11 protein-coding genes are annotated in these 11,837 nt (G+C 72.8%); 7 read left to right on the top strand and 4 right to left on the bottom strand.

The window, feature by feature from the left end; translation table 11 throughout:
- Both B7767_RS41490 and B7767_RS41485 read left to right on the top strand, forming a co-directional pair.
- Positions 1–1,003, top strand: a 1,003-nt coding sequence (locus B7767_RS41490; protein WP_179167535.1) for a PQQ-binding-like beta-propeller repeat protein, incomplete at its 5' end; no start/stop codon positions are given.
- 172 nt (positions 1,004–1,175) lie between these two features.
- Positions 1,176–1,688: a hypothetical protein gene (locus B7767_RS41485; RefSeq protein ID WP_085576357.1), complete on the top strand. Its 513-nt coding sequence runs from the start codon at positions 1,176–1,178 to the stop codon at positions 1,686–1,688.
- Positions 1,689–1,864: 176 nt separating this feature from the next.
- Here B7767_RS41485 and B7767_RS41480 read toward each other — a convergent pair whose 3' ends face one another.
- The 3 genes from B7767_RS41480 to B7767_RS41470 form a co-directional block, all read right to left on the bottom strand.
- The gene (locus tag B7767_RS41480; protein WP_085576356.1) at positions 1,865–2,050 is read right to left on the bottom strand and encodes a hypothetical protein; all 186 of its coding nucleotides are present in this window, start codon (positions 2,048–2,050) and stop codon (positions 1,865–1,867) included.
- A 215-nt stretch (positions 2,051–2,265) separates the two neighbouring features.
- Positions 2,266–5,223, bottom strand: coding sequence for a BTAD domain-containing putative transcriptional regulator (locus tag B7767_RS41475; protein ID WP_085576355.1), 2,958 nt, complete (start codon positions 5,221–5,223; stop codon positions 2,266–2,268).
- 125 nt (positions 5,224–5,348) lie between these two features.
- The gene (locus B7767_RS41470; protein ID WP_085576354.1) at positions 5,349–5,744 is read right to left on the bottom strand and encodes a nitroreductase/quinone reductase family protein; all 396 of its coding nucleotides are present in this window, start codon (positions 5,742–5,744) and stop codon (positions 5,349–5,351) included.
- A 105-nt stretch (positions 5,745–5,849) separates the two neighbouring features.
- Between B7767_RS41470 and B7767_RS41465 the strand changes: the two genes are divergently transcribed.
- The 4 genes from B7767_RS41465 to B7767_RS41450 all read left to right on the top strand — a co-directional run bounded on the left by B7767_RS41465 (position 5,850) and on the right by B7767_RS41450 (position 10,342).
- Positions 5,850–6,056 (top strand): hypothetical protein, encoded by a 207-nt coding sequence (locus B7767_RS41465; protein ID WP_085576353.1) that lies wholly within the window; start codon positions 5,850–5,852, stop codon positions 6,054–6,056.
- 97 nt (positions 6,057–6,153) lie between these two features.
- Complete coding sequence (locus B7767_RS41460; RefSeq protein ID WP_085576358.1) at positions 6,154–7,014, top strand: LLM class F420-dependent oxidoreductase; 861 nt, start codon at positions 6,154–6,156, stop codon at positions 7,012–7,014.
- 46 nt (positions 7,015–7,060) lie between these two features.
- Positions 7,061–9,649 carry a bifunctional FO biosynthesis protein CofGH gene (locus B7767_RS41455; protein ID WP_085576352.1) on the top strand — a complete coding sequence of 863 codons (2,589 nt, stop codon included), beginning with the start codon at positions 7,061–7,063 and terminating at the stop codon, positions 9,647–9,649.
- Positions 9,650–9,775: 126 nt separating this feature from the next.
- Positions 9,776–10,342 carry a hypothetical protein gene (locus B7767_RS41450; RefSeq protein ID WP_085576351.1) on the top strand — a complete coding sequence of 189 codons (567 nt, stop codon included), beginning with the start codon at positions 9,776–9,778 and terminating at the stop codon, positions 10,340–10,342.
- A 156-nt stretch (positions 10,343–10,498) separates the two neighbouring features.
- On the opposite strand, the gene B7767_RS41440 is transcribed toward B7767_RS41450, so the two are convergent.
- Positions 10,499–11,011 carry a DUF2165 domain-containing protein gene (locus tag B7767_RS41440; protein ID WP_085576350.1) on the bottom strand — a complete coding sequence of 171 codons (513 nt, stop codon included), beginning with the start codon at positions 11,009–11,011 and terminating at the stop codon, positions 10,499–10,501.
- Between the two features lie 87 nt (positions 11,012–11,098).
- Here B7767_RS41440 and B7767_RS41435 point away from each other — a divergent pair.
- On the top strand, positions 11,099–11,837 hold a 739-nt coding region (locus tag B7767_RS41435), incomplete at its 3' end, for an AAA family ATPase (RefSeq protein WP_373408283.1).

The following is an 11,837-nucleotide window of genomic DNA, read 5'->3' as shown; positions in this document are numbered from 1 at the left end:
CTTCAAGACCCGCGACGTCGCCTGGTCGATGGCGGTCGCCGACGGCCGTATCCACGCCTCCGACGGGCCCACCCTGTTCGCCCTCGACGCCCGCGAGGGCGGCGACCTGTGGCGGCTGTCCACGGACGCCTGGGTGTACTCCCTCAAGGCCGACCGCGGCACCGTCGTCACCGGCACGCGCGGCGGCGGCGTCCAGGCGTGGGAGGCGTCCACCGGCCAGAAGCTGTGGGAGGTCAGCGGCTGCCAGACCGACTTCGAGTCCCCCGAGGCCGGCCCCGCCGTCCACGAGGGCACGGTCTACGTCTGGCAGGACGCCCGGCTGCGCGCCCTCGACGCCCGCACCGGCGACGAGCGCTGGTCGTACCCGATCGGCGACGCGGCCTCCTGCGGCGGCGTCCCGGTGCGTGTGACGCACGCCCCCGACGGCTACGCCTACGTCTGCGCCGGCACCCGCGTCCTCGCCCTGGAGGTCACCTCGGGCCACGTCCGCTGGCACTTCGAGGCCCCGGCGGTCTTCCTCGCCCCGCCCGCCTTCGTCCCCGGCCCGGCGGTCACCGGCGGCGGCCTCTACCTCGCCGACTACCTCGGCACGGTCTACGCCCTCGACGCCACCGACGGCCGCGACCGCTGGCGCATCGCCACCGAGTCCCGCGCCTCCGTCGACCCGGTCCTGGTCGCCGCCGGCCACGTCCACGTGGGCAGCGGCAAGGGCCTGTACACGCTGGACGCGGTCACCGGCACGCCCAAGTGGCGCTTCCAGTCCGGCGGCGAGATCGTGGGCGCGCCCGCGGTCGCGGAGGGCCGCATCCACTTCGGCTCCAGCGACCACCTGCTCTACACCCTGAAGGCCGACGACGGCCGCCTGAGGTGGAAGCTCGCGACCGGCGGCGAGATCACCGGCTCCCCGGTGGTCCGGGACGGCGTGGTGTACGCGTGCAGCAAGGACCGCTGCGTGTACGCGCTGGACGCGGAGAAGGGGACGGGGACGGCGCGGACGGCGTGACCCCCGGTCCTGCGGACGGCCGTCGTACCGGGTGCACGGAAGGGTTGTCGGACGGCGGCCGTCGCTGCGGGGAGCGGCGGCCCGCCGCTCCCACCGCAGACGCTACGCCGGGTGCGCGACGGTCGCCAGGCGGTGACATGCTCGTGACACGAAGATCGATAGCCTGACAGTCATGAATCCTCGGGGGAACACACTCAGGCTCACCGCGGTCTCGGCACTCGTCGTCCTCACCCTCACCGGCTTCTCGACCGGCCGCGGCCACGGCGGCAGCGGCGACGGGGGCGGGGGCGGATGCAGCAACTCCAGCCAGGACCACGACTCGTCGTCGAGCTCGGGGGGCGGATCGCACCGCGACTACGACGATGACGACGACTACGGAGACGCGGGGGACGGCGGCGGAAGCGCTTCCTCGTCCGAGCTGGGCGCCCTGGTGGACCTGGTGGACTGCGCCTCGGAGGAGACCCCGTACGCCACGGTCGAGGTCACCAACCAGAACACCGCGGACGGCGTCTTCACCGTCACCGTGAGGTTCGAGGACGAGACCGGCGCGGAGGTCCTCACCCGCTCCCAGGACGTCGCCGTACCCGGGACCGGGACGGTGCCGGTCCGGGTGGAGATCGGCGACGCGGACGTGACCCGGATCGCCGAGTGCGAACCCGACATGATCGCCGAGCCGGCGGGCTGACCCGGCCGGCCGCCGGAGAGCACCGCCGTACGACGACGGGGCCGAGGTCCACCTCGGCCCCGTCGGGGTGTGTGGTCGTCGGGCGGTACCGCGACCGGAACCCCGTGCGGACGCACGTCGGCCGCGACGGCTCCCCCTCCGCGCCGCCGCGGCCGATCCCCCGTCGGGATGGACGGCTACCTGCCGCCGTCGAGGTCCAGGGCGGGCGGGGCGGGCATGGCGTTCTCCATCGTCGTGATGGTCTCCTTGGCCGGTCCGCTGGGCATGGCGTTCTCCAGCGTGGTGACCTCCGCCCCCTCTGCGGGCGGAACCGGCATGGCGTTCTCCTGCGTGGTGACGTCCGCGTCCTTCTTGTCGCTCATGTGCTTCGTTCCTCTTCTGTAGTAACGAGGGAGGAACGCCCGTTCGGAAACTTCCCCCGAAGGCTTCCGAACGGGCGTTTCGGAGCCGCACATTAGCCGGTTGCGTCTCCTGTCGAACCGTCTGCCCCCCGACGCGACGGTTGACGGGTAAGAGAATGCCGGGCGGGGATAAACGAATGCTGAACGCCCCGGTTGCACGGCAGGAGACGCACTCCTCAGGCCGCAGTGGCCGGCGTGAGCAGGGCCCGTACCTCGGCCGCCTCCGCCGCGCCGTTCTGCTCGTAGAGGCTGAGCGCCTCGCGCCAGCAGGCCGTGGCCCGGTCCGCCTGCCCCAGCATGGACAGCGCCCGCCCCAGGAGCGTCAGGACGTTGCCCCGCATCCGGTCGCCGCCGATGCAGCCCAGCGCGAGAGCCTGTTCGGCGTGCTGCGCTGCTGGTGCCGGACGATGGGCGGCCAGGTGCACCTCGGCGATCCGGAAGTTGGTCGCTCCTTCCCAGAGCCGCTGCCGGTGATCGCTGAAGATGCGGAGGGCGTCGGAGAACTGGCTCAGGGCCTCGGCGTGGCGGTCGGCCCTCGTCAGGGCGACGCCTAGGGCGAAGTGTCCGTTCGCGAGGCGCACTGTCCGGCCGATCTCGGTGTGCACCGCGAGGCCGCGCTCAGCGATCTCGACCGCCGTCGCGACGTTGTCCATGCCCAGGTGAGCACGGGAGAGGTTGCCCAGGCTGGTCGCTTCGCAGGGGCGGTTGTCGGCTGCCCGGAACCCCTCAATGGCCTGTTCGAAGAAAGGCTTGCCGTCCGCGAACCGGCCCTGGTGAAGGCAGAGCAGCCCGAGGCTGTTGGCCACCCAGCTGACGGCGGTGGCATCCCGCACGGAACTCGCCAGTCCCATGGCGATCCGGGCCTGCTCCTCCGCTTGCTGAACGCGGCCCGAGACCAGGAGGACATCGGAGAGCGCCGTCCGCGCCCTGCCCTCCGCGAGCGCGTCCGCCGCGGACCGTGTGGCGTCGCACATCGCCCGGGCGGTCATCTCGTACTGGTGGGAATCGGCTCCTGACTCGGTCAAGTCCTTGGCCGCCAGGAGCAGATCGACGGCGCGCCGCAGCCTGGCACTGCCTGCGGCCTGTCGTACGCAGGACAGCAGTGCCGAGGCCTCGGTGTACAGCCAGTCGAGGGCTGCGGTCCCTTCGGTGAACCGCAGCCCCGGATACTCGGTCGCCTCCAGGTGGTCCACCAGCCGGTCCCCCGGCCGCTCGATCGCGTACACCCCCGCCGCCGTCGCCAGATAGAAGTCCAGCAACCGCGACAACGCCGTCTCCCGCTCGCTGGGCGGCTGCTCGTCCCTCTCCGCACAGGCACGCGCGTAGAGCCGCACCAGATCGTGGAACCGGTACCGTCCCGGCGCCGCCGACTCCAGCAGGGACGTGTCCACCAGGGACTCCAGCAGGTCCTCCGTGTCCTCCACCGGCAGGTCCAGTACCGCAGCCGCCGCCGCGAGCGAGATGTCCGGGCCGTCCGCCAGGCCCAGCAGGCGGAACGCGCGGGCCTGGGCCGGTTCGAGCTGCCCGTAGCCCAGTTCGAAGGTCGCCTTGACCGCCAGGTCGCCCGCCTGGAGTTCGTCCAGGCGGCGGCGTTCGTCCGCGAGTTTCACCGCCAGGACCGAGACCGTCCAGGTGCGCCTCGCCGCCAGGCGGGACGCCGCGATGCGGATCGCCAGCGGCAGGAAGCCGCACGCCGCCACCACGTCCAGGGCGGCCTCGCGCTCCGAGGCGACCCGCTCCTCGCCGACGATCTTCGTGAAGAGGGACAGCGCCTCGTCCGGTGACATCACGTCCAGGTCGATCAGGTGCGCCCCGGCCAGGCCCACCATCCGCACCCGCGACGTCACCAGCGCCGCGCAGCCCGCCGTCCCCGGCAGCAGGGGCCTCACCTGCGCCGCGTCACGCGCGTTGTCCAGCAGGACCAGCACCTTGCGGCCGTCCAGGACCGAGCGGTACAGCGCCGCCCGCTCCTCCAGCGAGTCCGGGATCGCCGAGTCCGCCGTGCCGAGGGCACGCAGGAAGGAGCCCAGGACCGTCTCCGGCTCCGCCGACCTCGCGCCGGCGCCCTGGAGGTCGGCGTACAACTGGCCGTCGGGGAAGGCCGACCGCGCGCCGTGCGCCACGTGCACCGCCAGTGTCGTCTTGCCGACGCCACCGATGCCCGCCAGCGCCGACACCGCCATCACCCGGCCCTCCGCGCCGGACGCCGACGCCAGTACGTCGCTCAGCTCCCGTACGAAGGACGCGCGGCCCGTGAAGTCCGGCACCGTCGCCGGGAGCTGGGCCGGACGGACGGGGGCCGCCACCGGTTCCGCCATGGGGGCGGAGGGTTCCGCGAGGCCCGGGTCGGCCCGGAGGATGCGTTGCTGGAGGTCCTGCAGACCCGGGCGCGGATCGACGCCGAGTTCGTCGGCGAGGAGGCGCCGGGTGTCCGCGTACACCGCGAGGGCCTCCGCCTGGCGGCCGCTGCGGTAGAGCGCCAGCATCAGCAGCTCGCGAAGGCGCTCCCGCAGCGGGTGCGCCGCCGTCAGCGCCGTCAGCTCCGAGACCGCCTCCGCGTGGCAGCCCTGCTCCAGGTCCATGTCCAGGCGGGACTCCAGGAGTTGGAGCCGCCATTCCTCCAGGCGTACCCGCTGGGTCTCCGCGTACGGGCCCGGCACCCCGGCCAGCGTCTCGCCGTCCCACAGGGACAGGGCCCGGCTCAGTGCGTCCCGCGCGTGGCACAGGTCCCCGGTGTTCCGGGCCTTCTCCGCCTCCGCGGCCAGCTCCTGCGCCGCCGCGAGGTCCAGCGCGCCCTCGCCGAGCCCGCGCACCGCGTAGCCGCCGGACTCGCTGACCAGCACCCCGGGGTCCAGCACCTTCCGCAGCCGGGAGGCGTACGTGCGCACCGCCGCCAGTGCCTGGGGCGGGGGTTCCTCGCCCCACAGGGCGTCGATGAGTTCGGCCGCCGTGGCCGTACGGCCCTCGCGCAGCAACAGGGCGGCGAGCAGGGCACGTTGCTGGGGGCTGCCGGTGGCGACCGGCTCGTCGTCGCGCCAGGCGCGTACCGGGCCGAGCACGCCGAAGCGCAGCGAGTCAGGCTCCGTCGAGGAGCCGGGAGGCCGCTGCTCCGGTCCTCGCGGCACACTGTCCATGCAGTCCCCCTATGCATCCTGAGCAACTACGCCAGTTTGCCTTGTTCACGGCAGATGCGTCAGCCGTGCGAGACGGCGATCACACGGGGACCGGCGGGCCGTCACCGGGCCCACACGGTTCGCCCTCAGTCGTCCAGGTCCACCCGCACCGTCAGCAGCCCCGCCCCGAAGGCCCGTACGGCGGCGCTGTTGAGGCGGGGCAGGGTGCGCAGCCGGGCCACGGGGTCGTCGTCGGGCAGGAGGTGGGCGGTGCCGGTGTGCCAGCGGCCCCGGACGCGCACCCGTACCCGGGGGTCCACCCGGATGTTGCGGACGTACTGCGACCGTTCGCCGAACTCCGACACCAGCCAGAACGAGCCGCCGGTCCGGCGCCCGCCCACCGGGGTCCGGCGGGGCAGGCCGGAGACGCGGCCCGTGGTCTCCAGCAGGGTCTGGAACGGCATCCGGCGCAGGACGGGATTCCCGATCCGGCGCTGGAACGCGGTGGCCGCCCGGTACTTGCGTTCGGCACGAGAAGTCATCGTGTCGTGAGCCTACCGGCGGCCGGGGAGGACGGGACCGGTGCTGTGCGACCTTTGTGCGGAGCGGCGAACCGCCGTGCGGAAGAAGGGAATCGGCAGCAGACCATGAGATTCGCCTGGTTCGTCTGGGTCATCCGGCACGTCAACGAGTTCGGTTTCAGCCACGGCCTCCTGAAAGGCGCGATCGGCACGGCCGCCGTGCTGCTCACGGCCGTGCTGCTCGGTCTCGCGCTGCACCGCCACCGGCCGGCCGACCTGGTCGTCGGCGGTGTCACGGCGGCCGCGGGGATCGGCTGGCTGGCCTTCCACTGAGCGGGGGAGCCGCAAGGAGGTTCCGACCGGTCGGTATGGACAGGAGGGGTGTACGCGGGTATTGATGGGTCAGTCGTCCGCGTACGAAAGGCCGCTCATGCGCATCGCCGTCACGATCTTCCTCACCGACGAGACGATCACCCCGGTCCGGCTCGCCCGTGAGCTGGAGCAGCGCGGGTTCGCCGGGCTGTACCTGCCCGAGCACACGCACATCCCCGTCGAGCGGACCAGCCCGTACCCGGCCGGCGGGGAGCTGCCGAGGGAGTACGGACGCACCCTCGACCCCTTCGTCGCGCTCGGTCAGGCCGCCGCCGTCACCGAGCGGCTGGGGCTCGGCACCGGCATCACGCTCGCCGCGCAGCACGACCCGATCGACCTGGCCAAGCAGGTCGCGACCCTCGACCACCTCTCCGGGGGCCGGTTCACGCTCGGGCTCGGCTTCGGCTGGAACGTGGAGGAGGCCGCCGACCACGGCGTGCAGTGGCGCACCCGGCGTGAGCTGGTCCGGGACCGGATGGGGCTGATGCGGGCGCTGTGGGCGGAGGAGCCGACGGCGTACGAGGGGGAGTTCGGGAGCGTGCGGGCCAGCCTCGCGCACCCCAAGCCGGTGCAGAAGCCGCGCGGTCCGGTGCTCGGGCCGCGCACACTGGTCGGCGGGGCGGCGGGGCCGAAGCTGTTCGGGAACATCTGTGAGTACGCGGACGGCTGGCTGCCGATCGGCGGGCGGGGCCTGACGGAGGCGCTGCCCGCGCTCCGTACCGCCTGGGCCGACGCGGGCCGCGATCCCGGCGCCCTCCAGGTCGTGCCGTACGCCGTCCTGCCCAGCGCGGGCAAGCTGGCCCACTTCGCGGAGCTGGGCATCGAGGAGGTCGTGGTGCAGCTTCCGCCGGAGGGGGAGGCGGGGGTGCTGCGGGCGCTGGACGCGTTCCAGCCGTTCGTGGACGGGGGAGGGGCCTGATGCGGACGGGCGGGGGTCCTGATCACGCCGAACGTATGCTCAAAGGATGACGACTTCCGCGACCACCGGAACCGGCGGCCCCACCGAGAGCTCCCTGCGGCGCGCCCTCAGACGCGCCCGGGACGGCGTCTCCCTGGACGTCTCCGAGGCGGCGGTCCTGCTCCAGGCGCGCGGGGAGCACCTTCAGGACCTGTCCGCGTCGGCCGCCCGGGTGCGGGACGCGGGGCTTCAGGCGGCGGGGCGGCCCGGTGTCATCACGTATTCGAAGAGCGTCTTCGTCCCGCTGACCCGGCTGTGCAGGGACAAGTGCCACTACTGCACGTTCGTCACCGTGCCCGGCAAGCTGCGCCGGGCCGGGCACGGGATGTTCATGTCGCCGGACGAGGTGCTGGACATCGCCCGCAAGGGCGCCGCCGCCGGCTGCAAGGAAGCCCTCATCACCCTCGGCGACAAGCCCGAGGACCGCTGGCCCGAGGCGCGCGAGTGGCTCGACGCGCACGGCTACGACGACACGATCGCCTACGTCCGCGCGATCTCGATCCGCATCCTGGAGGAGACGGGCCTCCTCCCGCACCTCAACCCGGGCGTCATGACCTGGACGGACTTCCAGCGGCTGAAGCCGGTCGCACCGTCGATGGGCATGATGCTGGAGACCACCGCCACCCGCCTGTGGTCCGAGCCCGGCGGCCCGCACCACGGCTCCCCGGACAAGGAGCCGGCCGTACGGCTGCGGGTCCTGGAGGACGCGGGCCGCTCCTCGGTCCCCTTCACCTCCGGCATCCTCATCGGCATCGGCGAGACGTACGAGGAGCGGGCGGAGTCCCTCTTCGCCCTGCGGAAGATCTCCCGCGCCCACCACGGCATCCAGGAACTGATCATCCAGAACTTCCGCGCCAAGCCGGACACCGCGATGCGCGGCATGCCGGACGCGGAACTCGACGAACTGGTCGCCGCGGTCGCCGTCGCCCGGCTGGTCCTCGGCCCGTCCGCCTGCCTCCAGGCGCCGCCGAACCTGGTCGACTCCGAGTACGGGCGGCTGATCGCGGCCGGGATCGACGACTGGGGCGGGGTATCCCCGCTGACCATCGACCACGTCAACCCCGAGCGCCCCTGGCCGCAGATCGAGGAACTGGCCGAGAAGTCCCGGGCGGCCGGCTTCGAGCTGCGCGAACGCCTCTGCGTGTACCCGGAGTTCGTGCGGCGCGGTGAGCCGTGGCTGGACCCGCGGCTGCGCCCGCACGTGGCTGCGCTCGCCGACCCGGAGACGGGTCTGGCCCGCGCGGATGCCGTGGTCGAAGGCCGGCCGTGGCAGGAACCGGACGAGGCGTTCACCGCGTCCGGCCGCACCGACCTGCACCGCACCATCGACACCGAGGGCCGCACCGGCGACCGCCGCGACGACTTCGACGAGGTCTACGGCGACTGGGACGCCCTGCGCGAGGCCGCCGCCCCCGGCATGGTCCCCGAGCGCATCGACACCGACGTCCGCGCGGCCCTGCGCACGGCCGCCGACGACCCGACGAAGCTGACCGACGCGGAGGCGCTCGCGCTGCTGCACGCGGACGGCCCCGCACTGGACGCCCTCTGCTGGGTGGCGGACGACGTCCGGAAATCGGCGGTCGGCGACGACGTGACGTACATCGTCACCCGCAACATCAACTTCACCAACGTCTGCTACACGGGCTGCCGTTTCTGCGCGTTCGCCCAGCGCAGGACGGACGCGGACGCCTACACGCTCTCCCTGGAGCAGGTCGCGGACCGTGCCGCCCAGGCCTGGGACGTGGGCGCGGTGGAGGTCTGCATGCAGGGCGGCATCCACCCGGACCTGCCCGGGACGGCGTACTTCGACATCGCGAGGGCGGTGAAGGAACGCGTCCCCGGCATGCACGTGCACGCCTTCTCGCCGATGGAGGTCGTCAACGGCGCGAGTCGCACCGGCATGTCGATCCGCGAGTGGCTGACGGCGGCGAAGGAAGCGGGGCTGGACTCGATCCCCGGCACGGCGGCCGAGATCCTCGACGACGAGGTCCGCTGGGTCCTGACCAAGGGCAAGCTGCCCACGGCGACCTGGATCGAGGTCGTCGAGACCGCGCACCAGGTCGGGATCCGCTCCTCCTCGACGATGATGTACGGCCACGTGGACCAGCCCAGGCACTGGCTCGGGCACCTGCGGACCCTCGCCGGCGTCCAGCAACGCACGGGCGGGTTCACGGAGTTCGTGACCCTCCCCTTCATCCACACCAACGCGCCGGTGTACCTGGCCGGCATCGCCCGCCCGGGCCCCTCCGTGCGGGACAACAGGGCGGTGACGGCGATGGCCCGTCTCCTCCTCCACCCGCACATCCCCAACATCCAGACCAGCTGGGTCAAGCTGGGCACGGAGGGCGCGGCGGAGATGCTCCGCTCCGGCGCGAACGACCTCGGCGGCACGCTGATGGAGGAGACGATCTCGCGGATGGCGGGCTCCTCGTACGGCTCCTACAAGTCGGTCAAGGACCTGATCGCGGTCGCGGAGGCCGCCGGCCGCCCGGCGAAGCCCCGCACCACCCTGTACGGCGAGGTGCCGGAGGAGCGCCGTCGTGCGGCGGAGGCGTCGGACGGACACCTCCCGGAGCTGCTGCCGGTGCTGGACTGAGACGGGCCGGGGAAGCGCGGACGCTGGCAGTAGGATGATCCGACCCGCGTTCGATCGGGACCCGCGGCCTCCGGACCGGAGCCTGCGGCCCTCGATCGGGACCCGTAGCTGAGGAGATGCGTACCGGTGCCTGCCCGTCTTCCCTCGTGGGCCTGGGTGACCGGGCTGACCACGGGGGCGATCGCCGCGGTGGTGGTCCTGGCCGTCCAGGCGGACCAGGGGACCAAGCCCGTCGCCGCCACGACCCGGCCGAGCGCGTCGGCGACGGCGGACGCGAAACCGTCCGCCGCGCCGCAGGAGAAGAAGCCGGCGGCGGTACCGGCCGACTCGGGCACCGGCCGCCGGATCGTCTACTCCCTCGGCGAGAAGCGGGTCTGGCTGGTCGACGCCAGCGACACCCCCCGCCGCTCCTTCGCGGTCTGGCCGGGCACGGTCGCCCCGGACCCCGGCACGTACACGATCGGCAAGCGCACCCAGACCACCACCGGCAGCGACGGCGTCCCGGTCGAGCACATCATGTACTTCGCCCAGAAGTCCGGCGTCTCCGTCGCCTTCTCCAACGCGGTCGACGGCTCCTCGCCCCCGCCCGCGGAGCCGGGCGCGCAGACGGGCGGCATCCGCATCGCCAAGCCCGACGGCAAGGCCCTGTGGACCTTCGGCTCGGCGGGCACGACGGTCCGGGTCGTCGAGTAGCCGGGGCGAACCCAGAGCTTCCCGGCCGTTGCCGTGCCGATGTGCGGCACGGGGTCCGGCCGGGAATCCGTGGCTCCCCGTTTCTTCGCGCTGCGCCGGAACGGGTTCCGGTCCTGCCGGCGCTCCGCGGGCCGATGCCGCCGGTCCGGCGGGCCCTCAGCGGGCGTCGCGCCTTTCGGTGTGCGTCACCGGCAGGTGGTCGACCAGCAGGACCACGCCGCTGAAGACGAAGACGCGCAGGGCCGCGTCCAGGCCGTTCCAGTCCTCCGACTGCCACATCGCGAACCACTCGCCGCCGATCGCCATGAAGCCGGCGCCGAACAGCAGCATGACCATCAGCAGGCCGTACGTGGAGACGCGGCGGGCGCGCGCGTGGTCGGGACGGGTCCAGAGCCAGGTGCCGTAGGCCAGGACCAGCGCGGCGGCCGTCTCCCAGACGATGATCGCGACGTACGCGGCGTCCTGCACGCCCTCGTTCGTGATCGCGCGCCACATCAGGTCCTCGTCCTTGAACGTGGTGTCCATCGCGAGGACATGCCGTACGAATTCCTGGTTCGTCCCGAAGTCCGTGATGTTGCCGAAGGCGACCAGCGCCATGTAGAGGGCGACGGAGGCGGTGAGGAGGGTGGCGGTGAGCTGCGGCGCGCCGCGTGAGGTTGTGGTGGGCATGGCGGTTCCTTTCCCCGTACGGCGGCCCGTACCCGGGGAGTTGAGCCAGAATGAGGTCGGTCGGGGCACGGGCGAGGGGACGTACGGGTGGCACAGGCACGGCTGTCGATGCAGCAGATCATCCGTCGGCGACGACGTGCCGGACTCGTCGCCCGCAGTGCCGAACGCGAGTTGTTCCGGGCGAACTTCGACATCCCGCCCGAGGACGAACGGCACCGCTTCCTGTTCCACGTGCACGGCAACGCGGGGGTGGGGAAGACCAGGCTGCTCAGGGAGTTCGAGAACATCGCCCGGGAACGCGGCGCGTTGACGTCGTACGTCGACGAGAGCGCCGGAGGCGTTCCGGAGGTACTGACCGCGATGTGCCGCCAGTTCCTCGCCCAGGGGCGCCGGTTCAAGGACCTGGAGCGGCTGCTGGCCGCCCACCGCGAGCGGCGCCACGAGGCCGAGACGGCCGCCCTCGCCGCGCTGGAGCCCGGGCCGGACAGCGGTCCGTCCGCCGGGAGCATGGCGGTCGCGCGGGCCGGGCTGGCGGGACTGGGACTCATCCCGGGCGCCGGCGCCTTCGCCGGTGTCCTCGACCCGGCCCAACTGGCGCAGGGCGCAGACCGGTTGCGCACCGGACTCAGCGCGCGCTTCCGCAGTCACGAGGACGTCCAGCTGGTGCTCTCCCCGGAGAGCGTCCTCACCCCCGTGCTCACGGACGAGCTCCACGGCGTCGCGTCCGACGTCCCCTGGATCGTCCTGCTCTTCGACACGTACGAGCGGACCGGTTCGTTCCTCGACGCCTGGCTGCACGACCTCCTGACCACCGAGCGCCACGGCA

Origin of the sequence: Streptomyces sp. 13-12-16 (assembly GCF_002114215.1) — a bacterium.
GTDB lineage: Bacteria > Actinomycetota > Actinomycetes > Streptomycetales > Streptomycetaceae > Streptomyces.
Note: the sequence above shows the minus strand (reverse complement) of the source record. Positions and strands in the feature narration are given on the sequence as shown.

Coding starts and splice junctions, on each gene's coding strand:
- B7767_RS41480 (WP_085576356.1), bottom strand. CDS start 2,050: ATGAGCGACAAGAAGGACGCGGACGTCACCACGCAGGAGAACGCCATG.
- B7767_RS41475 (WP_085576355.1), bottom strand. CDS start 5,223: ATGGACAGTGTGCCGCGAGGACCGGAGCAGCGGCCTCCCGGCTCCTCG.
- B7767_RS41485 (WP_085576357.1), top strand. CDS start 1,176: ATGAATCCTCGGGGGAACACACTCAGGCTCACCGCGGTCTCGGCACTC.
- B7767_RS41440 (WP_085576350.1), bottom strand. CDS start 11,011: ATGCCCACCACAACCTCACGCGGCGCGCCGCAGCTCACCGCCACCCTC.
- B7767_RS41465 (WP_085576353.1), top strand. CDS start 5,850: ATGAGATTCGCCTGGTTCGTCTGGGTCATCCGGCACGTCAACGAGTTC.
- B7767_RS41455 (WP_085576352.1), top strand. CDS start 7,061: ATGACGACTTCCGCGACCACCGGAACCGGCGGCCCCACCGAGAGCTCC.
- B7767_RS41460 (WP_085576358.1), top strand. CDS start 6,154: ATGCGCATCGCCGTCACGATCTTCCTCACCGACGAGACGATCACCCCG.
- B7767_RS41470 (WP_085576354.1), bottom strand. CDS start 5,744: ATGACTTCTCGTGCCGAACGCAAGTACCGGGCGGCCACCGCGTTCCAG.